General features: G+C 70.3%; 24 protein-coding genes. 10 read left to right on the plus strand and 14 right to left on the minus strand.

Annotation, left to right across the window (positions count from 1 at the left end; translation table 11 throughout):
• Nucleotides 1-31 precede the first annotated feature (31 nt).
• Together FB554_RS11025 and FB554_RS11030 are read right to left on the minus strand one after the other, a co-directional pair.
• On the minus strand, nt 32-1,072 hold the full coding sequence (locus FB554_RS11025; RefSeq protein WP_142006054.1) for a prephenate dehydrogenase: 1,041 nt from the start codon (nt 1,070-1,072) through the stop codon (nt 32-34).
• Nucleotides 1,069-2,019, minus strand: coding sequence for a glycosyltransferase family 2 protein (locus FB554_RS11030; RefSeq protein ID WP_142006056.1), 951 nt, complete (start codon nt 2,017-2,019; stop codon nt 1,069-1,071). The genes FB554_RS11025 and FB554_RS11030 overlap by 4 nt, the downstream gene beginning before the upstream one ends.
• 70 nt (nt 2,020-2,089) lie before the next feature.
• Between FB554_RS11030 and FB554_RS11035 the strand changes: the two genes are divergently transcribed.
• The 3 genes from FB554_RS11035 to FB554_RS11045 all read left to right on the plus strand — a co-directional run bounded on the left by FB554_RS11035 (nt 2,090) and on the right by FB554_RS11045 (nt 4,541).
• On the plus strand, nt 2,090-3,064 hold the full coding sequence (locus FB554_RS11035; RefSeq protein WP_170206849.1) for a PIG-L family deacetylase: 975 nt from the start codon (nt 2,090-2,092) through the stop codon (nt 3,062-3,064).
• Nucleotides 3,061-3,735, plus strand: coding sequence for an acylneuraminate cytidylyltransferase family protein (locus tag FB554_RS11040; RefSeq protein WP_142006060.1), 675 nt, complete (start codon nt 3,061-3,063; stop codon nt 3,733-3,735). The genes FB554_RS11035 and FB554_RS11040 overlap by 4 nt, the downstream gene beginning before the upstream one ends.
• Nucleotides 3,736-3,821: 86 nt before the next feature.
• Nucleotides 3,822-4,541: a glycosyltransferase family 2 protein gene (locus FB554_RS11045; RefSeq protein ID WP_142006062.1), complete on the plus strand. Its 720-nt coding sequence runs from the start codon at nt 3,822-3,824 to the stop codon at nt 4,539-4,541.
• On the opposite strand, the gene FB554_RS11050 is transcribed toward FB554_RS11045, so the two are convergent.
• Complete coding sequence (locus tag FB554_RS11050; RefSeq protein ID WP_142006064.1) at nt 4,531-5,460, minus strand: FkbM family methyltransferase; 930 nt, start codon at nt 5,458-5,460, stop codon at nt 4,531-4,533. The two genes, FB554_RS11045 and FB554_RS11050, sit on opposite strands and share 11 nt — an antisense overlap.
• A gap of 109 nt (nt 5,461-5,569) precedes the next feature.
• Between FB554_RS11050 and FB554_RS11055 the strand changes: the two genes are divergently transcribed.
• From FB554_RS11055 to FB554_RS11085, 7 genes are read left to right on the plus strand one after another with little or no spacing between them, the layout of a single operon-like run.
• Nucleotides 5,570-7,837, plus strand: a complete 2,268-nt coding sequence (locus FB554_RS11055) for an N-acetylneuraminate synthase family protein (RefSeq protein WP_142006066.1) — start codon at nt 5,570-5,572, stop codon at nt 7,835-7,837.
• Nucleotides 7,837-8,931: a glycosyltransferase family 4 protein gene (locus FB554_RS11060; RefSeq protein WP_211344580.1), complete on the plus strand. Its 1,095-nt coding sequence runs from the start codon at nt 7,837-7,839 to the stop codon at nt 8,929-8,931. Before FB554_RS11055 ends, FB554_RS11060 begins: the two co-directional genes overlap by 1 nt.
• Entirely contained in the window at nt 8,931-9,974 is a 1,044-nt protein-coding gene (locus FB554_RS11065; protein WP_142006068.1) for a glycosyltransferase family 4 protein, read from the plus strand. Before FB554_RS11060 ends, FB554_RS11065 begins: the two co-directional genes overlap by 1 nt.
• Nucleotides 9,971-10,885, plus strand: coding sequence for a glycosyltransferase family 2 protein (locus FB554_RS11070; RefSeq protein WP_142006070.1), 915 nt, complete (start codon nt 9,971-9,973; stop codon nt 10,883-10,885). Before FB554_RS11065 ends, FB554_RS11070 begins: the two co-directional genes overlap by 4 nt.
• Complete coding sequence (locus FB554_RS11075) at nt 10,882-11,916, plus strand: hypothetical protein (RefSeq protein ID WP_142006071.1); 1,035 nt, start codon at nt 10,882-10,884, stop codon at nt 11,914-11,916. The genes FB554_RS11070 and FB554_RS11075 overlap by 4 nt, the downstream gene beginning before the upstream one ends.
• Nucleotides 11,913-13,733 carry an ABC transporter ATP-binding protein gene (locus FB554_RS11080; RefSeq protein ID WP_142006073.1) on the plus strand — a complete coding sequence of 607 codons (1,821 nt, stop codon included), beginning with the start codon at nt 11,913-11,915 and terminating at the stop codon, nt 13,731-13,733. The genes FB554_RS11075 and FB554_RS11080 overlap by 4 nt, the downstream gene beginning before the upstream one ends.
• On the plus strand, nt 13,730-14,617 hold the full coding sequence (locus tag FB554_RS11085; protein ID WP_142006075.1) for a glycosyltransferase family 32 protein: 888 nt from the start codon (nt 13,730-13,732) through the stop codon (nt 14,615-14,617). Before FB554_RS11080 ends, FB554_RS11085 begins: the two co-directional genes overlap by 4 nt.
• Here FB554_RS11085 and FB554_RS11090 read toward each other — a convergent pair.
• From FB554_RS11090 to FB554_RS11140, 11 genes are all read right to left on the minus strand, one after another.
• A complete protein-coding gene (locus FB554_RS11090; RefSeq protein ID WP_236022462.1) occupies nt 14,608-15,372 on the minus strand; it encodes an alpha-1,2-fucosyltransferase in 765 nt (254 codons plus the stop codon). The genes FB554_RS11085 and FB554_RS11090 overlap by 10 nt on opposite strands.
• A gap of 116 nt (nt 15,373-15,488) precedes the next feature.
• Nucleotides 15,489-16,304, minus strand: a complete 816-nt coding sequence (locus FB554_RS11095; RefSeq protein WP_170206851.1) for a glycosyltransferase family protein — start codon at nt 16,302-16,304, stop codon at nt 15,489-15,491.
• A 7-nt stretch (nt 16,305-16,311) separates the two neighbouring features.
• On the minus strand, nt 16,312-17,241 hold the full coding sequence (locus FB554_RS11100) for a glycosyltransferase family 2 protein (RefSeq protein ID WP_170206852.1): 930 nt from the start codon (nt 17,239-17,241) through the stop codon (nt 16,312-16,314).
• A gap of 11 nt (nt 17,242-17,252) precedes the next feature.
• Nucleotides 17,253-18,260: a CgeB family protein gene (locus tag FB554_RS11105; protein WP_142006083.1), complete on the minus strand. Its 1,008-nt coding sequence runs from the start codon at nt 18,258-18,260 to the stop codon at nt 17,253-17,255.
• Nucleotides 18,257-18,811, minus strand: coding sequence for an acyltransferase (locus FB554_RS17135; RefSeq protein WP_170206853.1), 555 nt, complete (start codon nt 18,809-18,811; stop codon nt 18,257-18,259). The genes FB554_RS11105 and FB554_RS17135 overlap by 4 nt, the downstream gene beginning before the upstream one ends.
• Nucleotides 18,808-19,995 carry a zinc ABC transporter permease gene (locus FB554_RS11115; protein ID WP_142006085.1) on the minus strand — a complete coding sequence of 396 codons (1,188 nt, stop codon included), beginning with the start codon at nt 19,993-19,995 and terminating at the stop codon, nt 18,808-18,810. Before FB554_RS11115 ends, FB554_RS17135 begins: the two co-directional genes overlap by 4 nt.
• A 1-nt stretch (nt 19,996) precedes the next feature.
• The gene (locus tag FB554_RS11120; protein ID WP_142006087.1) at nt 19,997-21,511 is read right to left on the minus strand and encodes a tyrosine-protein kinase domain-containing protein; all 1,515 of its coding nucleotides are present in this window, start codon (nt 21,509-21,511) and stop codon (nt 19,997-19,999) included.
• Nucleotides 21,508-21,783 carry a PqqD family protein gene (locus FB554_RS11125; protein WP_142006089.1) on the minus strand — a complete coding sequence of 92 codons (276 nt, stop codon included), beginning with the start codon at nt 21,781-21,783 and terminating at the stop codon, nt 21,508-21,510. The genes FB554_RS11120 and FB554_RS11125 overlap by 4 nt, the downstream gene beginning before the upstream one ends.
• Nucleotides 21,780-22,649, minus strand: coding sequence for a nucleotidyltransferase family protein (locus FB554_RS17140; protein ID WP_170206854.1), 870 nt, complete (start codon nt 22,647-22,649; stop codon nt 21,780-21,782). Before FB554_RS17140 ends, FB554_RS11125 begins: the two co-directional genes overlap by 4 nt.
• Entirely contained in the window at nt 22,646-23,188 is a 543-nt protein-coding gene (locus tag FB554_RS11135; protein ID WP_142006091.1) for an arsenate reductase/protein-tyrosine-phosphatase family protein, read from the minus strand. Before FB554_RS11135 ends, FB554_RS17140 begins: the two co-directional genes overlap by 4 nt.
• Before the next feature lie 10 nt (nt 23,189-23,198).
• A complete protein-coding gene (locus FB554_RS11140; RefSeq protein WP_142006093.1) occupies nt 23,199-24,023 on the minus strand; it encodes an HAD-IIA family hydrolase in 825 nt (274 codons plus the stop codon).
• Nucleotides 24,024-24,062 lie beyond the last annotated feature (39 nt).

Here is a 24,062-nt window from a genome sequence, read left to right on the forward strand (position 1 = left end):
AAGATTCACCCGACCGGGGGTGGGACGAGTGCTAGGTCACAGCTGCTGCGACGGCCGCGGCCGGCTCGACTGGGGGGCTCGGCCAGGCGGGCGTCGGGTCGGCGCCCCAGCGGCTCAATCCGTAGCGCTCCCACAGGTCCTCGACCCACGGCGGCGGGTCGGTGTGTGCGACCCAGGCGGGCAGCCCGCGCTGGGCTGCCTCGAGCGTGCCGGTCGAGAAGATGCTGACGACGGGGCGGCCGAGATCGAGCAGGCTTCCGGGCTCGTCGGCGAAGCGGACACCGGCGCGCCGCATGACCTGGTGCGCGGCGCGGGAGGCCAGGTCGCGCTCGTTGGGGTGCGGGCGGTAGTCGACGCCTTCGGAACGGCCGAACCGCAGGTACGTCCGCATCGCCTCGCGGCGGTTCAGCTCCACTCCGTGCAGCTGGCCGAGCATGACGGCCCGTTCGCTCTTGAGCGGCACCCGCGGCTGGCGACCGGCGAGCGACAGCAGCTGGGAGCCGACCACCTCGCTCGTGATGGACGAGCGTCCCGCCGACCAGTAGTCGGCGTCGGCCACGCTCCAGGCCAGCAGGTGGTCGCCGTCCGCGAGCGGCGGCGCCCAGCGGGTGAGCAACCCGTGCTGCACGACCACGTGCCGGGCCCCCCGCGGCCGCGCCCACGCGACAACCTGCTCGGCGAGGGCATTGAACGTCCCGAGCGTCAGGACCTGCCGCACCCCCGGCAGCGGGGTGCCGGCGGACCAGGAGCGTGGTCGCCACTGCGTCGGCAGGTCCGTCGGGTCGAGCGGGGCGGGCGCCAGCAGCGCGGTGCGAGCGGGATCGAGGTGGGCGACCGGGTCGAGCACCGCCGCGCGGCAGCTCGGGCTGAGCACGTCGAGGACCACGAGCGTCTCGACCTCACCCTCTCCCTCGGGCGGTAGGTGGAGGGTGGGCGCGGCCTGCGGAGCCGGTCGCAACCGGTGCTTCGCCGCGCGCACGGTGCGCTCGATCGGTCGCCGGGTCCGCGACCAGCGCCGCCACCCCTCGAGGTCGGCGGGGAAGGCCAGACCGGCCTCGGACGTACGGCTCACGTCTGGCCCTCCTCGATGCCGGCACCGATGGCCGGCTCCTGGCTCCGCCCACGCCACCGGTCGACCTCGCCGAGCCACAGACCGAGCCCGGCTCCGAGGCGGGTCGCGACGGCCGGCCAGTCGCGCTGGTCGCGCGGCCGGGTCGCCATCTTCGCGGCCGCGCCGGACGCGCGCAGCGGGTCGAGACGCCACGTCCCGCGGCTGAGGCTGGGCGAGTCTCGGCGCAGGTCGTGAGTCGCGGCGAGGGCCACGTGCCCCCGGCCGGCGCGGAACGCCCTCCGGAACGACGCCTTGGCTCCCGCGCGGCTGCGCTGGGCGATGAGCATCGCGTGCGAGCGGTGGATGAGTGCGCCCGACCGCTGCAGACGCACGGCCAGGTCGTTGTCCTCGTTGGCGTCGATCATCGCAGCGTCGAATCCGCCCACCGACAAAAGGGTTTCGCGGCGAGAGGCGAAGTTTCCGCCGAGCAGGATGGGATAGGGAACGGGCTCAGAGATGCGCTCCAGCTCACCGCGCGGGCGCCGGTCGAGGTGCCCGTCCCACACGCTGTCGAGGCAGGTGAAGGCCGCGAAGGGCAGGGTCACGTCGTCACCGTTGACCACCGCAACCTGCTCGAGCACGGCCGCGCCCTCGCGCACCCAGTCGCGCGCCACGACGTCGTCGGCGTCGCAGAAGAGCAGCCGCTCCCCCGTGCTCGCGCCGATGCCGACGTTGCGGGCATAGGCCGCGCCGGGGAGGCGGGGTGCGGAGACGAGCCGCAGCCGGGGCAGCTCGGCCGCCCAGCGCTGCACCACCGCCGCAAGACCGTCGCGGGAGCGGTTGTCGACGACGACGATCTCGAAGTCGGGAGCCGCGTCCTGCCTGCTGAGCGCGGCAAGCTGCAGGGCCAGGGTGCCGGCGGCGTCGTGGCACGGGATCACGACGCTCACCGTGGGGGCGTTGCTCATCGATCACCTCGGGCTGGACGGGGTTCCTAGTATTGGCGCGATGCGGCCGACAAGTGGAACGGAGTCCGCCATGAGCGGCCCCGACGCGGCCGACGATCTCACGCCCGTGCTGCGCGGGCGACCCGTGCTGGTGCTCGCCCCGCACCTCGACGACGCGTGGCTGAGCGCCGCGGCGGTTCTGCAGCGCGCTGAGTGCACGGTCTGGACCGTGTTCGCCGGATCGCCCTCCCCCGCGCAGTCGACACCGTGGGACGCGGCCAGCGGGTTCGCCGACTCGGACGAGACGATGAGCTCGCGCACCCGCGAGGACGAGGCGGCCTTCGCCGGCACGCCGCACGGGGTCGAGCGGTTGCCACTGCTGGACGCGACGTACGCCGACCACGCCCTGCGTGGTCAGGACCGGCAGGAGCTGGGCCGGCGGCTCGACACCTGGCTGACGTCGCACCCGGGAGCCGTCGTCGTGGCGCCGGTGGGTGCCGGGGTGCACGTCCCGCAGGCGGTGTGGCAGGTGCTGCGCGAGCGGGTGCGGAGGTCCGACGACTCGGCCGCTGCGGAGACTCCGGGGGCGGCCCCCAGCGCGGCTGGCGCAGACGCGGACGAGGGCACGGCAGAGGCGCCCAGCGGGGCGCTCCGGTCAGCGAAAGCCGTTGCGGCGCAGTCAGTTCGACGGGTCATGCACGCCGACGCGCAGCGGCGCCGCCGCAAGGCCCAGCGGCGAGGCATGGCGGCGAACCCGGACCACCTGCTCGTCCGTGACGTGGCGCTGGCGACCGTGCCGCGGCACGCGGGGGCGACGTTGGTGCTGTCGGAGGACCTGCCCTACCTGTGGCACGAGCGAGGCGCCGTGCAGGCACGGCGGTTGCACCGGCATACGGCGGGGTTGCGGGAGGTCACGGCCCCGGTCGACGTCGCGGACAAGCACGCGCGGCTGCAGGCGTACACCTCTCAGCTGCCGGTGCTCGACGAGCAGGGCCGGCTCGGCGCCGCCGACCTGCTGCCGGTCACCGAGACCTACTGGATCGTCGACGACGAGGACCGTTCATGAGCATTCCCGCTGTCATCCCGGCCCGCGGCGGGTCGAAGGGCATCCCGCGCAAGAACCTCAAGCCGCTCGGCGGCAAGCCGCTGATCGTCTGGACGATCGAGCAGGTGCTGGCGGCCCCGGAGCTGACGCCGTACGTCTCCACCGAGGACGAGGAGATCGCGGGGGTGGCGCGCGATGCCGGAGCCGAGATCATCGAGCGCCCCGACGACCTCGCCCAGGACACCACGGCCACCGAGCCGGTCGTCGAGCACGCCGTGGACGTCATCACGCGGCGGGTCGGCCGCCCCGAGTCAGTGATGCTGCTGCAGGCGACCTCGCCGATCCGGCTCCCGGGCACGCTCTCCCGGGCGGTGACCGAATTCACCTCTGGCGCAGTCGATTCCATGGTCGGCGTCGTCCCCGAGCCGATCTTCCTGTGGCAGCGCTCCCCCGAGGTGCGCGCGCTCTATCCGTTCGAGAGCCGGCCCCGCCGGCAGGACGTCACTCCCGAGCAGGAGCGCTTCCGCGAGACCGGCTCGCTCTATCTCACGCGGACCGAGATCTACGAGACCCAGCACAACCGCCTGGGCGGCCGCATCGGCCTGTTCGTCATGGACCCCGCCGAGAGCCTCGACATCGACACCCTCGAGGACTTCGAGCGGGCCGAGCAGTGGATTGTTAACAGGAGCTGACGCACGGCGGAAGATTTCGCGTTCCCCCAGCGGCTGCCCCATTTGTGCGCTTACGGTGCAACCCTTGGACCGAGGGGGAGGCATAGATGTCGTTCGGCGTCGTGATACCGACTCTCCAGCGCTCGCCGCTCCTCGGAGACCTGCTCGTTGCTCTGTCAGCAGAGCCACTCGTCGATCAGATCGTGGTCGTCAACAACGCCACCACCGAGCTGCCCCATTCGGGACCCAAGATCTCGATCATCAGCCCCGGCGAGAACATCTACGTGAACCCAGCTTGGAACGCCGGCGTCCGCGCCGTATCGACGCCTTTGCTGTGCATCGCCAACGACGACCTCAAGTTCGACACTAGCCTCTTCCATCACGCCCGCCGATGGTTGCGCCTGCCGGTGGGAATCGTGGCCCCGGCCGAAAACGCCTTTCGCGGCGTCGAACGTGGACTACTGCGCGACAATCCGCCCGTGACGGGCCGCCCTAGACTGCGTCCTGTATATCGACGCACCGAAGGTTTCGGAACCCTGATGTTCATGCGCCGATCCAACTACGTGGAGATTCCGTCAGAACTTCGCATCTGCTTCGGCGACGACTATCTTTTCAACCAGCAGAGACACCGAAACGCCGTGTTCTCCGGTTTCCCGATCGACACCCCCATGGGGACCACCAGCAGCTCAGCCGAGTTCGTGCAGTTGTTCGATGAAGACCGGGAGCGCTACCTGGCTCTACCACCGGGCCCTTATTCGCGCCGATACAGCTGGGAGCCAAAGATTGCACGCCACGTCGTCCACAGGCTGCGAAGAGCTAGGTCTTGAGATCAGCAGTTTCCGCTCCCAGTCGACCCGCAGAGTCGCTTCGGAAAGCCCAGACGTCGAGGTAGGGCACCGTGATGTGTCCTTCGATCTGCTCGTGCAGCCACTCCGACAGGGCGCTGAGCGCGGTCGCCTGTCCCTCCCCGGGGGCGAGCACCACCATGCGTCGGCCCAGGTTGTCGTAGACCCAGCAGGTCCTCCCGCTGGCCGCGATCAGCTCGATCAGGCGCGCAACGTCCGCACGGTCTCCGAGCGTGCGCGGTGAGTCGAACTCGAACCAGATCGCTTCGCACCGCTCGTCGATGACGTTCCAGTGCTCCGCGAGCACATGGATGTCGAACCCGTCGATATCGCTCTTCCAGACGACACGGTCCTCCTGGCCGACCATCTGCAGGAGCTGCGCTGGCGAGACCCACTCCTGCACCTGGGTGTCGGACTCCTCAGCAACAGCAGGCTGAAAACCCCCGGTGCTCCCCTGCGTGCGATAGGCGACCCGCTCCCCGACCGGCCCGACGAAGCCTGCGACCACGGTCGCACGCTCGGAATAGGCGGCCAGGTTGCGCCGGAGGTAGCCCAGGAAGTCCTCGTTCCCCTCCACGCTGATCACCTCGGTCGCGGGATCGGCAGCGAGCACGGCCGCGGCCGTGTCGCCGACGTTGGCCCCGACGTCGATGACCGTGAGCCGCTCACCACCGCTGAGCCGACGCAGCAGCGCGACCGCGTACGCGTCGTAGGTCGGGTCTCGTCGTTGGTAGAACGGCAGGCTGTGGTCCGGCGGGAGGGTGATGCGCACGCCTCCGATGTCGTGCGTCTGCTCACGATTCAGCAGCGTCCTGGCCTTGACCGCCGCGGGGTTGGTCGCATAGCCGAGGAGCCTGCGAACGAAGCGCTTCTTGCGGACGGTAAGTGCCATGAGGCTCATCCTTCGACACGGGGAGCGAGCGCTCAACTGCAACCGGCGGATCCGTCCGGGAGTCCGGTGCCGCTCTCATACACTGGCCGCGGTCCAGAACGAAAGACGATGGGGGAGCATGACGACGATCGACCGACGCATCGGTCCCTACGTGGTTCTCGGCGACGACCCCATCCTCGCCGCGCTCACCAAGATCAGCGACAACAAGTCCGGCATCGTCTTCTGCGTCGACGCCCGAGGGGTGCTGGTCGGGTCGTTCTCCGACGGCGACTTCCGCCGGTGGGTCACCTCGACCCCGTCCATCGACCTCACGACCCCGGTCGAGCAGGCCGCACACCGTGACGCCGTGAGCCTGGCGTTCGGCTCCGACCCCATGACCATCGCCGCCGCCTTCCGTCCCGGCGTCGAGGTCATCCCGCTCGTCGACGACCGCGGCCGGCTCGAGGCGATCGCCCGTCCTGCGGCGCAGGAGCTGCAGATCGGCCGGCACACCGTCGGCGAGGGGCACCCAGCGCTGCTCATCGCCGAGATCGGCAACAACCACCAGGGCGACGTCGGCCGGGCCAAGCACCTGGTCGACCTGGCCAAGGAGGCCGGCGCCGACGCCGTGAAGTTCCAGCTGCGCGACCTCGACTCGCTCTATCGCCAGGGCGCGGTGTCGACGTCGGAGGGCGAGGACCTCGGCCCGCAGTACACGATGAACCTGCTCGCGAAGTTCTCCCTCACGCCCGAGCAGATGATCGAGACGCTCGACCACTGCCGCGCGGTCGACATCGACGCGTTCTGCACCCCGTGGGACGAGCCGTCGCTGCGTGTGCTGGCCGACTACGGCGTGCCTGCGCTGAAGACCGCAAGCGCCGACCTCACCAACCACGACCTGCTGCGGGCGTGCGCGGCCGAGCACCTGCCGCTGCTGGTGTCGACCGGCATGTCGACCGAGGACGAGATCGTCGCGGCCGTCGACGTGCTGCGCCGGGCCGGGGCGCAGTTCGCGCTGCTGCAGTGCCAGTCGACCTATCCCGCACCGTTCAAGGACGTGCACCTGCGCTACATGGACCGCCTGGCCGAGCTGGGCGAGTGCCCGGTCGGCTACTCCGGCCACGAGCGGGGCATCCACGTGCCCGTCGCCGCCGTCGCCCGCGGGGCGCACGTCATCGAGAAGCACTTCACCGACGACAAGACCCTCGAGGGCAACGACCACCAGGTCTCGCTGCTGCCCGAGGAGTTCGCCGAGATGGTCAGCTGGGTGCGCGAGGTCGAGTCGGCGCTGGGCAGCGGGGAGTCGCGCTCGGTCTCCACCGGCGAGCTGATGAACCGCGCCAACCTCGCCAAGTCGCTGGTCGCCACGCGCCGGCTCGAGATCGGCGAGCACGTCACCCGCGACGCCGTCACGGTGAAGTCTCCCGGTCGCGGCCTGCAGCCCAACCACCTCGACTCGCTGATCGGCCGCCCCGCTCGCCGGGTCGTCGAGGCCGGCGACTTCTTCTACGCCTCCGACGTCTCCGACACGGTGACCGAGGGACGTGCGTACGCCTTCCGGCGCCCGTGGGGCGTCCCGGTGCGCTACCACGACGCGCGGCGGCTCATCACCGGCAACCCGGTGAACCCCGACTTCCTGGAGTTCCACCTCTCGGCGCACGACGTGGAGATGGACACCGAGACGATCGACCGGCTCCTCGGCGGGCGCTTCCCCGGCATGACCTACGCCGTGCACTGCCCCGACCTCTACCCCGGTGACTTCATCATCGACCTCGCGAGCGAGGACGACGCCGTCTGGGAACGCTCGATCGTCGAGGTTCAGCGGGTCATCGACATCACCCGCGACCTGGCCGGGTGGTTCGACGCCGAGCAGGCACCGGTCGTGATCTGCACGATGGGCGGGTTCACCCGCGACCGGTTCATCCCGCCGGAGGACCGGCCAGGGCGTTACGCCCGGATCGCCCAGGCGCTGGAGCGCGTCGACGAGACCGACGTACGTCTCACCGCCCAGACCCTGCCGCCGTTCCCCTGGCTGATGGGCGGGCAGCAGCACCACAACCTGTTCATGGGTCTGGAGGACACGGTCGAGTTCTGCACCCAGCACGACCGCCGCCTGACGCTCGACCTCAGCCACTCCAAGCTCGCCGCCAACTTCACCCGACGCCCGTTCAGCGAGTACGTCGAGCAGCTCGCGCCGCTCACCGACCACCTGCACATCGTCGACGCCGAAGGGGTCGACGGCGAGGGCCCGCAGATCGGTGAGGGCGAGATCGACTGGGCCACCACGGCCACGCAGCTGAACCGGCTGGCCCCGGGCGTCCCGTTCATCCCGGAGATCTGGCAGGGCCACGTCGACAACGGGGCCGGGTTCTGGACCGCGCTGGACCGCCTGGAGGAGTGGTTCTGATGCTCCCGGTGGCGCTGTGGGTGTGCCCCGTCGGGGAGTTCGCCGGAGTCGCTCGGCACATCACCGACGTCGCCCGGGTCGGCCTTCCGGGCTATCGCCTCGTGGTCACCGCTCCCGAGGGCCCGTTGCTCGACCGACTGTTCGAGCTTCGTTGCCCCACAGTGCCGTTGGCGGTCGAGGGCGTCTCGACGCCGCGAACCGTGCGCGCCCTGCGCGAGACCGTGCGGCGGCTGCGCCCGGCGCTCGTGCACTCCCACCTCGCCAAGGCCGACTTCCTCGTCACGATGGCGACGGCCGGCATGCCCGTGCCGCTCGTCTCGACCGAGCACCACATCCCCGAAGACCCCCTGACCTTTCACGGCAGCCGCGCCAAGTCGGCGGGCCGGCGAGCGGCGCACCACGCGCGCATCCGCCGCTTCGACCAGCTGATCGCGGTGAGCGAGTCGACGCGGCGCGACATGCTGCGCCAGTGGCGACCCAGCGCGCCCGTCACGGTCATCCGCAACGGCGTGGATCGTCTTGCGCCACAGCAGGATCCGGCCACCGGGCTGCGGGTGCTGTCGTTGTCACGGCTGTCCGCGGAGAAGAACCTGGAGACCACGCTGCGCGTCTTCGCCGAGGTGCGGCGGCGCCACCCGGCGGCCACCCTGACCGTCGCGGGCCAGGGATCCGAGCGCGCCGCCCTGGAGCAGCTGGCCAGGCAGCTCCAGATCCACGACGCCACGACGTTTCCCGGTTTCGTCGACGCCGAACAAGCGATGGCCGGCCACGACGTGCTGCTGCAGCCGTCACGGGCCGACAACCTGTCGTACACGCTGCTCGACGCGGTCAACCGCGGCATGGGGGTCGTCGCCAGCGACATCGGCGGCAACCCCGAGTTCCTGCCGCCCCGCTGCCTAGCCGGCCCCGACGACGTCGACGCACTGGCCGCCGCCGTCGTCGAGCAGGGCGAACAGCCCGAGCTGCGCCCCGCGCTCCCGACGAATATCCCGGACGTGGCTGGGATGGCTGAGCAGATCGTCGGGACCTATGAGCGGTTCCACCCCCGGTCCTCGTCTCGGGCCTCCGCCGACGTTGCCCCAGACAGAGCCTGATGAGCAACGCGACGATCTTCTCCCGCATCTCTTTCGCGGCCAACCACGGGCAGATGGCCGGCGGTGAGGTCATGCTCCTCGCGATGGCCGAAGCAGCGACCGAGCTGGGCCACGACGTCGAGGTGGTGGCCCCGGCGCATCCCACCGACGTGGTCGACGAGGCGACTCGGCGAGGGCTTCGCGTCGTCCCGCTGCAGACGCGCGGCGGCGCCGACCAGCTGCGGGTCACCCGCTCCTGGGACCGCGCCGAGCGCCGAGGGCTGTTGTGGTGCAACGGTCCCCGGCCTGCACTTGCCACAGCCGGCCGACCTGACCGGGTGGTGCACCTGCACCAGCGCCCCTCCTCCCGGCAACGACGCCTCGTCCAGCTGGCTCGCCGCGGCGCGCGGGCGACGATCGTGCCCTCCGCCTCGATGGCGCGCGACGTGGCCGGTGCGGAGATCTTGTGGAACTGGTCTCCGCCGTTCCCGCTCAGGCGGGCTCGCCCCGACACGGGTTTCGTCACGCTCGGATATCTCGGCCGGCTGTCGGAGGACAAGGGTCTGCTGGTGCTGTGCGAGGCGGTGCGGCAGCTGCAGGACCACCACCCCGGACGCTTCCGCCTGCTGGTCGCCGGGGAGTCCCGGTTCGTGGCGTCCGACGAGGCCGACCGGGTCGACGCCGCGCTGCGCGCGGTCGGGGCGGAGATGCAGGGCTGGATGTCGGCCGATCAGTTCTTCGAGTCGGTCGACATCGCTGTCTTCCCCTCCGTGTGGGACGAGCCCTTCGGCCTGGTGGTGAGCGAAGCGATGGCGGCTCGCCGCGCATTCGTCATCAGCGACGCCGGCGCGCTCCCGGAGGTCGCTGGCGAGGGTTATCCCTGGACCTTCCCTCGCGGTGACGCCGACGAGCTGGCGCAGCTGCTGGACAAGGCCAGCACTGCCGACTGGGCTCCCACGGTCGAGGCATCCCAGGTGCGCTGGGAGACCCACTTCTCACCCGAAGCCGGACGCGAGCGGCTGGGCCAGCTGCTGAAGCGACTCGAGACCGGAGACGGCTCATGACGCGCGCCTCGTTGGTCGTGCCCTCCTACGCCGGGGCCGAGCGTCTCCCCCGGCTGCTCGATGCCCTGGCGCAGCAGACCCACGACGACTGGGAGGCCGTCGTGGTGCTGGACGGCGAGGTCGACGGCTCCGCCCAGATCCTGCGCGGGCGCCGCGACCTTCCGCTGCGCACCGTCGTGCTGCCGACCAACCAGGGCCGGGTCGCCGCGCTCAACGCGGGCTTCCGCGCCGCGGACGGCGAGGTCCTCATCCGCTGCGACGACGACTTCGAACCGGCTCCCCACCACGTGTCGGCACACGTGGCCGCGCACGAACGCCGCGAGTGCGGCGTGATCGGCCTGCCGCGCAACATCGCCCCCGACAGCGCCTACCTGCGCACGTACGGTCTCGACGCCGACGAACGACACCGCGTCGCCGCGCTCTCGGCGCGTCCCGCGGAGCGCTGGCGCTTCTGGGGCGGCAACACCTCGGTCACCCGCGAGGTGTTCGACCGCGTCGGCGAGTTCGACGACCGCTACCGCGGATATGGCTGGGAGGACGTCGATTTCGGCTACCGGGTCCATCGGCTGGGCGTGCCCATCGACGTCGTCGAGGCGACCGAAGTGCGGCATCACATGGCCTCGGTCGACACGAGCACCCGGGCCCAGCGCGCCTTTTGGTCCGGTCAGGCGCGGCGCCAGTTCGAGGCCATTCACGGGCCCGACGTCAGCGCTCCACCCGGCCCGCCCACCTGGTGGAGCAGAGCCACCGACGCCGTGGCGAGCCGGCTCGACGAGCGGCGCGTCGCACGGCTCGGCTCGGCCGTCGACAAGGCGCTGCCGGCGCTCCCCACCCCTGTCGGCCGCAAGGCCGTGGCGCTGGTGGTGGAGTCCTCGGCCAGGGCCGGCTTCGACAACAATGAGCCCCGATGAGTTCCGGTGCAGCGATAGAGATCTGGTGCGTCACGCCGTCGTCCTCGGGCGGTTGGGGCCCGGTCACAGCACTTGCCGAGCTGACTGGGCGGGTGTTTCAGGCAGACGTGCGGTTCATCCACCCATCGAGGCCCTACGGGCCAGCGCGCAAGGCTTTCGCGCATCTGCCCCGCCGACGCGGTGGTGGGGGGCGGTCCCTGCTGCTCATCGCCGCCCACCCAGGGAACCTGTTGTCGGTGGCCGAGGCTCCGGTGCTCGCGGGCCGATTCGACCGCGTGGGTGCCTGGATCATCGACTCCTTCTGGGACGAGCTGCTGCCTCGATTCGCCCGACACCGCAACACGTTCGACCGGCTCTGGGTGACGGACGGAGAGCTGGTCGACCGATACAGGGAGGCCACCGGCGCGCCTACCGGTTGGCTCCCCTGGGGGACGGACGCGTTGCAGGCGCAGCAGCAGGACCTCACGGCCAGTCGCTCGGTCGACGTGCTGCGCCTGGGTCGCCAACCGAGCGCCTGGGATGACGACGACTCCAACCGAGCAGCGCTCTCCCGCGCCGGGTTGAGCTATCAGGGCCGCTTCCCGCTGGCGACCGACGGGTCGGCCAACCAGCGCACGGTCCACGACCAGCTGCGAAGGGCAAAGGTCGTCCTCGCGTCGAGCAGCCTCGACAGTCCCAGCGCATACCGCCACCCAGCTCGCGACTACCTCTCTGCCCGATTCACCGACGCCGTAGCCAACGGGACGCTGATCGCCGGCTCACCGCCTCGCTGCCAAGCCGCAGACCTGCTCCCGGCCGAGGCACTCGTCCCGATGGATGTCAGCTCGCTCGAGGCGGGCCTGCCTGCGCTGCGCGCGGCCCTCGAGACGTACGACACCCGTGCGCCCCTTCGGCTGTCTCGCCACGCCCTGCGCACGCTGGACTGGCGCCACCGGATCCGCACCATCGCCGACGAGCTCGAGCTGAGTGCAGCCACCCTCGATCAGGAACTCGCCCAGATCGGGGACCTCGTGGAGGTGACGGGCCCATGAGAGAGGACCTGCGTTACCTGCTCTCCACCTTCACGGCGAGGGACCGGTTCCTTCTCGTCATGGTGGTGCTGGCCCAGTTCACCTCGGCATTGCTCGACCTCGTCGGCATCGCCGTCGTGTTCCCGTTGATGCAGGCGCTCACCGGCGCCTCGCTGGAGGGTGGCATCCTCGGCCGCCTCTACGACGTTCTCGGCGGGGGCTCACGCGAACGATTCACCATCGTGCTCGCCCTCATCATGATCCTCGCCTTTCTGGCGAAAGCCGTGCTGGCGTCGATCATCCTGTGGTGGTCCAGCGGGATCGTGGTGCGCCTGCAGACGACGACATCCCGGCGACTCCTGCAGCACTACCTGACCGAGCCCTACCTGCGGCATCGCGACCGCAACGTGGGTGAGGTGATCAGTGCCGTCGGACAAGGCGCGCAGATGGCCCACACCAGCGTGCTCGGTGGGTTGCTGCAGGTGCTCAGCCAGGCCATGTCGATCGGGTTGATCGCGGTCTTTCTGCTGGTCGTGGCACCACTGCCCACTCTGGCCGCGATCGCCTACTTCGCCATCGTCGTCTTCGGTCTGCAACGGGCGCTGGCACCCGCCAACCGGAAGGCGGGTCTGGAGGCCCAGAACGCAGCCTGGGCAAGCTCCCACGCCTTGGTGGACTCGCTGCACGGCTTCCGAGAACTGACGATGCACGACGCCCAGGGCTTCTTCGTCGATCGCTTCGACGTCGCCAACGTCAGTCAGGCTCAGTCGGCGCGACGGGCGAACTTCCTGGCCATGCTGCCGAAGTCGGTCCTGGAGCTGACCACGATGGCAGCGATCGCGCTCCTGGTGATCCTCTCGGTGGCGACCGGCAGCGAAGCCGCAGCTCTCCCCACGCTCAGTCTGTTCGTGGCCGCGAGCATCCGGATCCTCCCCTCGATGGTCGCGCTCACTGCGACCCTGGGAACCATCAAGGTCGGGCGAGCCGGTCTCGAGGTTGTGGTGCGTGCGCTCCAGGAGGCCCTCACGTCCGGGGTCGACGATCAAGACCCGCGCACGACAGCCGCGCTTCCCGTCACCGAAGCCCCGATCGAGGTTCAGCAGGTCGGATTCCGGTACCCCGGTGCCGGTCGCGACGTGCTCCGCGACGTGACGCTCCGCATTCCCAACGGTTCGTCCTTGGCCCTCGCGGGCCCGAGCGGATCGGGCAAGACGACGCTGGTCAACATCATCCTCGGGCTCATCCCGCCGACCAGCGGTTCCGTGACCTACGGCGACGTCCCCGTCCGCCAGTCAGACCAGTGGTGGCACGACGTCGTGGCCTACGTACCCCAGGACGTTTATGTCGCCGACGACACTCTCGCCGGGAACATCGCGTTCGGAGTCCCAGAGGATCAACGCGATGACGAGCTCGTTCGGCGCTCCGCCGACCGCGCGCTCTTGGGCGACCTGCTCGCAGAGCTCCCCGACGGCCTCGAAACCCGTGTGGGAGAACGAGGTTCGCGCCTGTCCGGCGGACAGCGGCAGCGTGTCGGGATCGCACGCGCCCTCTATCGCCAACCCCAGGTGCTGGTCCTGGACGAGGCGACCTCTGCCCTCGACAACGAGACAGAGCACCGGATGACCGAGACGATCCGCAGCCTGCACGGTGAGATCACCACGATCATCGTCGCGCACCGGCTGTCCACGGTCCGCCACGCGCGCCAGCTGGCCTTCCTTGCCGACGGTCGCGTCGAAGCCGTCGGCACGTTCAACGAGGTGGTCTCCGCGTCGCCTCGATTCGCGCGGCTCGTCGCTCTGGGACAGCTCGACCTGCAGGAAGGGCCCGAGTCGGCATGAGAGATCGAGCGCGAGCACCGCTCGCTTCCAGCAAGCACGCAGCGCAGCAGCTGAAGCACCGAGCGTTCCTGGCGTACAAGCCCTATCGGTTCCGAGTGGCCGGCGCGGTCGAGCCGGTGTTCCGGGCTGCGCACAAGCTCCGGCCGTACCGGCTCGATCCGGACGACTGGCCGGGAACCCACCTCCCGCACCACGAGCCGCTGACTCGACGCACCGACGAGGCGCTGCCACGCCGCATCTTCGTCTTCTGGACCGGCGACAACGCGGTGTCGGCGCAACGCCAGCGAGGGATCGAATCGCTGCGGGCGCTCAACCCGGGCCTCGACGTCGTCCTGATCACGCCCGAAAATCTCAATGCCTACCTGCTGCCCACCCACCCACTGCACCCGTCGTACGACAGCCTCTCCTTCATCCACCGGGCGGACTACCTCAAGAGCTACTTCATGCAGTTCCACGGTGGCGGCTATGCCGACATCAAGCCGGCTCGGAACAGCTGGGAACCCGTGTTCGACCGCATGGACGACTCGGAGCAGTGGATGGCCGGCTATCGCGTCCCGGTGCGGCTCATGACTCCCAACGACCCGAACCCTCGGTTGGAGAAGGTCATGCGTCGCTGCTCAGAGGTCCGCCTGGGGCAGTGCAGCTACATCGCTCGACCGGACACTCCCCTGACCCGCGAGTGGTGGGTGGAGCTGAACCATCGGATGGACAGGTACGCCGACCAGCTCGCACTCCACCCGGGGAACGCTCGCGGCGACAACCCCGGCTACCCCGTCCCGTTCAACGCTCTCCTGGCCCAGGTCGTCGACCCGCTGCAGGTGAAGTACAGGGACGCGCTGCTGTACGACGAGCGGCTCTTCCCGGACCACGACAACTACCAGTGATCTGCCTCTGCCAGATCCGCGTAGCCCTCGACGACTGACCATCGGGGGTCGAGCTGAAAAGCCTTGTCGCCGTTGATCCCTCGACGGTGGAACGCCGGCGCCCACACCAGCGCGTGGTTGTCCCCGTAGACACCGTTGCTGAGGTAGGCACCCCAGTAGGAGAACGTCGAGTTCGTGAGCACCAGCCGCCGCGCTGAGGCGAGCTGTGCCAGATTCTCCACCGGCCCGTCTCCCGCTCGCTGGTAAGTGACCTCCCCGAACTCGGCAAGGAAGCCCAGCTCGGCGGCACACCACCCCGGGTCGTCGGAGACGACATCTACCCGCGTGATCGCCTGTTGCTGCCTGGCCCCGTGCATGGCCGCGCGCACGTAGCCACGCACGTCGAACCCGTAGAGCAGTCGAAGCTGCGGATCCGAGTAGTAGTCGCCCCGGCGAACGTTGACCGTCACCACGTCCTCGCGCGCTTCACGGGTGACCGGGAGGTCCGACCTCAGGAGTCGCTCGCGCACGAAGTCCGGGAGGAACTGCTCGGGGAACTTGTCGAAGTCTTGCGACCAGTCGCACTCTCGCGCGTCCGAGAAGCGCAGCTCGTCGCGAGCCAGGAGCAGCGGCTCGATGCGCGGGAACACCTCGAGCCACGCACGCATGGCGTCGGTCTGCAGGACCCACCAGTCACGACCGGTCGCCTGGCCGTAGTGGCCCCAGAGCCAGAAGGAGAACATGTTGCCGACGCCGATCCCGGACTCGGGGGGCATGTTCACCGTCCGATGGCGGCCGTTCGCCCGCCAGGCGTCCAGCCCCTTCAGGGCGTGAAAGCGGGCGAACCGGGCTGCCCGGGCGGACGCGCTCCTGCCTGATTCCGCAGTGCGGCTCACTTCCACCGACCGGTCTCTCGGACGAACGCGATCTTGCGTCGCACGCGCTTGCGCGCCGCGCGCCCCAGGAGCGCGACCTCGCGACCGACCATCTCGCGGCGTGGCATCTCTTCGCGACGGCGGACCGAGAATCGATCGAGCAGCCCCTCGGGCACCAGCTCTTGTCCCATGCCGAATCGGCGGCCGAAACGGGCCACCTTGAGCGGTTTGTCGCCGGGGCCGCAGAAGTGCACTGCGAAGGCGTCGCTCAGGTCGCCGTCGTAGTAGTGGGCCCGAGAGTTGAGCCGACGGTGACCGACGATGGTCACGCCCTCGGTGAATTCCGGGTTGTCGCGGATCGTGCGCCAGATCGCGTCTTGATCGCCGAAGGTGTACAGCCCCTCGTCAGTCTCGGACCAGTCCGATCTGATCTCCTCGAGGTCCCGGGTCTGCGCCGCATCGAGGAAGGCGAAGGTGCGTGGGTCGTTGCGCAGGAGCAGCACACCGCTGTTGACCCGGGTCCAGGTGTCGTCCGGTTCTCGCGGCCCTTCGGCGAGCACGAGGAACGCATCGTTGTCCGTCGCCTCAGCGATCAGCTCTTCCACGGTCCGGCTCTGCAGGTCGGTGACGTAGACGTCGTCGTCCAGATAGAGGACCCAGTCGAAGTGCGGCAGGATCTCTCGGACCAGCTCGAACTTGTAGTAATAGACGGTGTCCACGCCCGGGGCCAGGCCGATCCCGATGTGATGGGTGAACCCGTGAAGACCGGCGAAAACCTTGTGGTTGACGTACGAGCGATAGCGCACCTCGTCACCACCGCTCGCCACGCACACGCGCGGACTAGGCGTCATTCGCGTTCACCTCCGCGGAGGATTCTCCCTCACGACGTGTCGCCCAGCCGTGCTGGATGACCGCCCGCTGGCTGCGGAACCCCGACAACGGCTGGACATCTCGCCCGGCCAGGCGACGGGCGCCGTTCCAGCCGAGATTGACCAGACTCGCCGCCATCAACCCCACGCGCAGAGCTGTCGGCGAACCCCACTTCTGCTGGTAGCGGAACCGGGAGTCGACGACCCAGCCAGCCCGGCGGAGCGGGTCGGACGACCCCCCGCCCTCGTGCTCGAGCGTCGGGGACGGCAAGACGACGACGGGCAGTCCGCGCTCCTCGTGGAGACGCCGCTGCAGGTCGATCTCCTCGCTGTTCATGAAGAACCGCTCGTCGAACCCGCCGACCGCCTGGACGTCATCCGTCGGCATCAGCAGGCACACCCCGACCGCCCAGTCCGTGACGGCCACGGAGGGCGAGGACCAGCCGGCGACGTCGTTGCCGAGCGCTCGCTCCAGCCACGGCCGACCGTGGAAGCGGGCAAGGGGCTCAAGCCACTCGACGACGTGCTGGCGCGGCGTGGGCCACAACCGCGTGACGCACAAGTCACGTTGCTGACGGACCTGCACGGACAGCACGGCTGGCCACCACGGGTCGGCTGCCGCCAGCAGGTCGGAGACGAAGTGGGGCTCGACCTGGACATCGCTGTTGAGCACCAGCACCGCGTCCTCATCGACGACGGCGAGCCCCGAGTTCACCGCAGACCCGAACCCACCGTTCGTCTGCCGCCGCACCACCTCGAAACCTTCCCCGCTGGGAAAGGGGACCGGAGACGCGTCGTCCACGACGATGACCCGGCAGTCGCTGCCCCTTTGGTCGTTGAGCTGCCGAACGAGCAGCTGAGTCGGGGCAGGGTCACCGAAGTGCGGGATGATCACTGCCACAGACGCGTTCGTCACCACAGCCGCTCCAGCTCCTTCACCCGCTGCACCATCGTGTGCTCGGCCAGCGTGCGCTGCCGCGCCCGGCGTCGCAGCTCGACGAACTCGCCGGGATGCTCGACGACCCGCCGCGCGACGTCCACCAGTTCGTCGTGACCGGAGAAGACCAGGATCTCCCGCCCGGGCTCGTAGAGCTCGCTGACGTCGGGCCGGTCGATGAGCTGCACACCACCGACCGCGCTGGCCTCGTAGGTGCGCATGGTGAAGCCGTCCTGGTCGCCGTGCACGTTCAGCGTCGCGGCGCTGTCCCGCATGATCGCGAGCGCCTGGTCGTAGGGGACGTCGCGCGAGTTGGGCAACGGGTTCGGTCGCAGCCGCCAGGTGCGCGCCCGGTCGATCGGGTGGTCCGACCACCCGCGGCCCCATGCGTGGACCGGAAGCCCAGCCTGGTGCATCGCGCTCAGCGCGGCGGTCCGGTTCGGCAGCGGCGCACCGACGAAGCTGACCAGCCCGTCCGCCTCGCTCGTGGCTGCCGGAACCTTGCGGTCGTCGAACCCGGTCCGCACGTGCAGCGCGGGGATTCCCTTCTCGCGCAACGCTTCTGCGTCGCCACTGCTGTAGGTCGCGATGCGGGCGACCTGGGCGAGGTCGGCGGGGTCGTACGTCATCCGCCGCAGCTCGTCGTAGAGCCAGACCGCGACCTTCCTCCCGCCGGACGAGGCCTCGTCCCAGAAGGCCGGGGTCAGCAGGTCGCCCCGGACGACCAGCACGATGTCCGGCCGGAACTGCCGCATCCGCGCGATGGCACGGTCGGTGGCGTAGGAAGCCGACTGGACCAGCGCGCCGTTCCCCCGGACCTTCGCCGGCAGCTCGAAGGCGAGCTTGTTCCAGGCCTTGCGTGCGCGGGAGTCCACGGCGTCGTAGCGGTGCACGGCCACGTCGTAGCCGCGCCGCGACAGCGCGTCACCAATGGAGTCGCCGTACCCGTGGAACCCGGGCGCGACCACGAGCAGCCGGCTCATGCCGACCGGCTCCGCAGCTGCTTGGCCGGGACACCGCCGACGACGGCTCCTGCCGGCACGTCGGACACCACCACCGCACCCGCCGCCACCGTGGCGCCGTCACCGATCTGGACGCCGCCGAGCACGACGACGTTCTGACCCAGAAAGACGTCGTCGCCGATCGTGACGGCCCCGGTCCCGTGCACGCCGTGCCGGTCGGCCCGCTCGTGGTCGGTGCTGGTCACCATGACGTTGTCGGCCAGCACGCACCGCCGGCCGAGCTCGACCGGGTCGATCGAGTGCAGGTGCACGCGGTGACCGATGTAGCAGCCGTCACCGATGACGAGGCTGCTGCCCGCGCCCTCGGTGGCGAGCCACGCACCGTCGCGCACGAGCACGCCGCTGCCGATGCTGATGCGCTCGACCCCCATGAGCATGAGGGGTGAGACCACGACGGTGCCGGCACCGATACCGCCGAAGGCAGCCCGCATGACGGGCATGCCGAGCTGTGCCAGGCGATAGCGCAGGCCGGCGCGCTTCTCGACCAGGAGCCGGGCGAGCTTGTTGCTCATGGCGCAGCCCACCATCGATCGGCCAGCCGCGGCTCTTCGCCGAACCGCGCGCCGATGGCCAGACCGAGCACGATGAAGGCGCCCGTCGTCATGAACACCTCACCGAGCTTCCACCCGCACACGAGGATCACGACGGTCGCCGCCTCTGCGACCAGCAGGGGCCTCGGCACAGTCACCCTCCGGCTGAGGGGCCCCAGCGCCAGGACGCCGAACGCCAAGATCGTCGCGTAGAGGAAGACGTAGCCACCCTCGACGAACGCCTGGGCGTAGGAGTCGTGCATGAAGGCTCGCCGACCACCCTGGAGGATGACGAACCCCTGGTTGAGGCCCAGACCGGTCGGCGGGGTGTAGCCGACCTTGACCTCCGTGGCAGCGTCGATCTGCTCGCGGTACCAGTCGGTGCCCACCCGGTCGGAGAAGACTCCGATCTGTGCGAACTGCGTCTCGATGAAGATCGCCATCCACACCCCGGCGGCCGCCGCTGCCAGCCGGAACGTCATGCCGAGACGGTTGCGCAGCAGCAGCCACGCCACGGCCAGGGCGAACGCCATCATCGACGTGCGCGAGCCGGTGAGGAACAGCAGGGCGCTCGACAGGGCCAGCCACGGGACCGTCCAGCGTCGCGGGACCGCGAGCAGCCCCAGGATCCCGATGAGCGCGTAGTAGAAGCCGGCGACGTTCTTGTCGTTGTAGAACCCGCTGAGGTAGGGCGGGTAGTTGTTCGGCGCCACGCCGGCGTAGAAGGCGAGGGCGTTGAACAGCGGCGAGATGGCCGCTCCGGCGAAGAACGACATCGGGTCGATGCGCCGCTGCGCGACGACCGCGGCCACGGTCAGGATCAGGAAGAAGCGGAAGCTGCGCTGCGCCCAAGGCTGCCCCTGGTCGATGGACACCAGGATCAGGTAGCCGAAGACCGCCGACCCGAGCAGATAGAGCACACCTCCCCACCGCACGTGCACCGTGGGTCGCCGGAACGCGGCCACCGCGATGATCAGTCCGGAGAGCACGACGCCGAACGGGGCCGGACCGATCGTGTAGTTGTTGAGCACGAGCAACGCGCCGAGCGCGAAGTCGATGGCATTGACCCGCGCCCAGTAGGCGCTGCTTCGCTCCAGCCACCGAGGCTTGGCCGACGCGGTGGCCACCGTGGCTCCGCTCGGCTGGGTCGGCGTCGCGAGGGTCACCTCAGCCCACCGTGTTCTTGCTCCGTCGCCGCTTGCGCGCTGCCCGGCTGCTGGTCGGCTCGGCGTCCTCGACGTCGTCGGCGCGAGACCGCTCGGGCGACTGCTGCTCGGGCTCGGCGGCGGCGTAGTAGTCCTTGTAGTAGCCGGTGTAGCCGGTGTAGCTGTAGGCCGAGTCGGTCAACGACCGCTTCGAGGCCGCGTTGAGGACCACCCCGAGCAGTCGCGCCTTCGTCTGGTCGAGCAGCTTGGTGCTCTGCTCGAGCGCGGCCCGGTGCGTCCGGCCGAGGCGGGTGACCAGGATCGTGCCGTCGGCAGCAGCGCTGAGGAGCGCGCCGTCGGTCACGGCGAGCACGGGCGGCGCGTCGATGATGACCATGTGGTCGGCCGCCAGTCGCTCGATGAGCCGGTGCATCGCGTTGGAGCCCACGAGCTCGGACGGGTTCGGCGGGATGCGCCCCGCGGGCAGGATCTGCAGGCCGCGGGTGCCCGACTCGACCAGCGCCTCCTCGAGCGGCACGTCCCCGGCGAGCACCTGGGTGACGCCCACCCCGGAGTCGACGTTGAACTGGTCGCCCTGGGTGGGGCGGCGCAGGTCGCAGTCGATGAGCACGACCGGCTGCCCGGCCACTGCCATGAGGCGGGCGAGCTGCGCGGCGATGGTCGATTTGCCGTCGCCCGGGGCCGGTGAGGTGACGACCACCGACCGCGGCGGAGCGTCGACGCTGACGAAGCGCAGGTTCGTGCGCAGCTGGCGCAGCGCTTCGCCGGCGGCACCGCTGACCCGCTTCGACGCCTGGCCCTTGCGGACCTTCAGCGACTTCGTCTCGGGGACGACACCGAGCACCGCCTTGCCGGTGAGCAGCTCGACCTGCTCCTGGCTGCGGATCCGCGCGTCCAGCGCGCGGCGACCGAACGCGATCAGCCCGCCGAGGATGGCGCCGGCGAGACCGCCGAGGATGAGGTTGCGGATCACGCCCGGACGCACCGGCGAGGACGGCAGCGCGGCCGGTTCGTAGGCCAGCACGTTGATGCTGGTCATCCCCCGCATCTGCTCCTCGGACGTCTCTCGCCCCTGGGTGCGGCCGAAGGTCTCGAGCCGGAGCGCCTCCACGCGGAGGGCGGAGAGCGTCGCGTTGGCCAGCGCCTGTGCGTCCCGCGCCGTGGGCGCCTGGGCGGTCACGTTGATGAAGGGCGACCCCTCGGACGCCGTGGCTGTGACGGTGCCGTCACGGGTGATTCCCTGCGACGCGAGCGTGCGGTCGGCCCGCTGGGCGACCGCGCTGGTGTTGACCAGCGAGGCGTACATCGATGCGCGGCTGACGGTCACCGTGTCACCGGACATGGTGTCGCCGACCGAGATGGTGCTGCCGGCGACGACCACGCCGCGCGACTCGGCGACGTACGTCGTCGGCCGGGTGAGCGTGTAGGCCGCCGCGAGGATGAGGCCGATCATCAGGCCGACGGCCACGCTGAGCCACGATCGGCGCAGCAGTCGGATCAGGTCGAGGATGGTCACGGTGCTCCCGGGGTGGTGTTCTCCAGCAGGCCCACGGCGGTGAGCTCGGTCAGGCAGGTCTGGACGTCGGCGCGGATCAGGTCGGGGGCTTGGTCGAGTGCCTGGCTCACCTCGTCGACGACCTCGTCGGGCGTGTGCTTGCCGAGCGCCGCGTCCCACACGAGGTAGGCCGTGGTCGACAGCACGTGCACCGGCCCCCCGTCGGCATGGACCGCGTAGGCGACCTCTTCGTCACCGTGCCAGACGACGTCGTCCGGGGTCTTCCAGGTCATGCTCTCCCCCTCTTTAGACCCCGGCGGGCAAGGATACCGGCCTGCGAGAACGCTGTCCTGAGGCGGTGCAGATTGGCCCGGGCGTAGTCGGCCCGGGTGGGCTCGCGGCCCAGGTCTTCGCGCAGAAGATCGGGGTTGACCGAGACGAACGCGCGCGCCACCCGCGCCTTGGCGACCGGCCCGCGCGCGGACTGGAACCGGCCCGCCCACTCGTGGAACCGGTTGGGGTCGCGCTCGGAGAAGTGCCGCCAGAGGCGGTAGTCGGGGTGGTGGCGGAACTGCTCGAGCTCCCCGGTGGCCGCGGCGAGCGCCACCTCGGCGTCGAACTCGCGGGCCAGCGACCGCACCTGTGCGCGCTCCGCGTCGCTCGCGTCGAGCCAGGTGCGGGTGTGGTCCTCGACCGCCATGCCGCCGCTGCGGGCCGCGTGCAGCAGCAGGATGAACCGTTGCGCCGGCACGGCGGGCACGGGGCAGGGCACGTGGGCCAGCTCGATGCGGGTCGCGTCGCGCCAGAGCCGGTCGAACGCCTCGGTGGCGTCGATGCCGAACCCCGGCCAGCTGCGGTGGAGGTCGAGCAGCCCGAGGTATTCGTGCCGCAGGTTGAAGGCGTGACCGAAGGCCGACCCCTCGTCGAACCCGCTGACCCGCACCCAGCCGTGCTGCAGCAGTGCGTCGAGCAGCCGGTCGACGTGCTCGGGGCGCACCAGCACGTCCGCGTCGAGGCTCTGCCGTCCCGGGTCGCGCAGCGAGGCGTGGGCCGCGGGGCCCTTCAGGTGCAGCAGGTCCACCCCGTGCTCGTCGGCGAGACGCTGGGCGACCCCGTGCGCGAGGCGCACCCGCACGGCGACCGGGACATCCTCGATCACGCCGGACCACTCCGCGACCGGCTCGCCGTCAAGCCCGCCACCACCCGCCGTACGTCCGCGTCCAGCGCCCGCGCGCAGGCTCGCGCGGCCTCGGGACCCTTGCCCATCGGGTCGGCGATGTCTTCTTCGGGGCGCACCCCCGCGCGGTGCCGGCGGATCGCGCCGGCCAGGTCGGGCCCGGCCTCCCCCGACGGAAGGCGTTCGAGCGTGCGCGCCAGCTGCCCGAGCGTCAGCGTGACCGACGCCCGCGCCGGGAAGTCCTCGATCACTCGCTCGCGCTGCGTCCGTTGCATGGTGACGACGAGGTCGGCCTCGCGCGCGAGCGAGGGCGTGAGCTGCCGGGCGACGAAGCCCGTCGGGTCCCCACCGCGGCGGGTCAGCTGCTCCGCCATCAACGGGTCCATCGCCGAGCCGGCCAGGGCCCCGAGGCCGGCGCTGCGGAACTGCCACTCGCTGCCGCCGACCAGGCTGCGCGCCAGGAGCTCGGCGAACGGCGAACGGCAGACGTTTCCCTCACAGACGAAAAGCAGTGTCGGCAAACCGTCGCCCTCAGACCTCGATCGGCTCGTCGGAGTCGGCGCCGGGAGCCAGCTCGTCGACGAGCGGCACCACGTCGGCGATCGACTCGCACACCCGGGTCGGCACGAAGGGGAAGCGGTCGACCGCGCCCTTCTGCGTGGACCCGGACAGCACGAGGATCGTGCGCAGCCCGGCCTCGAGACCGCTGACGATGTCGGTGTCCATCCGGTCACCGACCATCACCGTGGTCTCGCTGTGCGCGTCGATGCGGTTGAGCGCGCTGCGCATCATCAGCGGGTTGGGCTTGCCGACGTAGTACGGCTCGACGCCGGTCGCCTTGGTGATCAGCGCCGCGATCGAACCGGTCGCCGGCAGCGAGCCCTCGGTGGAGGGCCCGGTCGCGTCGGGGTTGGTCGCGATGAACCGCGCCCCCGCCTCGATGAGCCGGATCGCCCGGGTGATGGCCTCGAAGGAGTAGGTGCGCGTCTCCCCCAGCACGACGTAGTCCGGCTTGCGCGAGGACAGCACGTAACCCACGTCGTGCAGCGCGGTGGTCAGCCCGGCCTCGCCGAGGACGTACGCCGACCCGCCCGCGCGCTGGTCGTCCAGGAACTGCGCGGTGGCCAGCGCCGACGTCCAGATCGACTCCTCCGGCACGTCGATGCCCGACGCCAGCAGCCGCGCCCGCAGGTCGCGCGGGGTGTAGATCGAGTTGTTGGTGAGCACGAGGAACCGACGCCCCGTCTCCTGCAGCCGGGCGAGGAACTCGCCCGCGCCGGGAATCGCCTGCTCCTCGTGCACCAGGACGCCGTCCATGTCGGTGAGCCAGCACTCGACGGGCTTGCGGTTGGTCATGGCGACAGTCTGTCAGGGGTCGGTCGATCCGGGCGCGGC

This window comes from Barrientosiimonas humi, from assembly GCF_006716095.1.
GTDB classification, from domain to species: domain Bacteria; phylum Actinomycetota; class Actinomycetes; order Actinomycetales; family Dermatophilaceae; genus Barrientosiimonas; species Barrientosiimonas humi.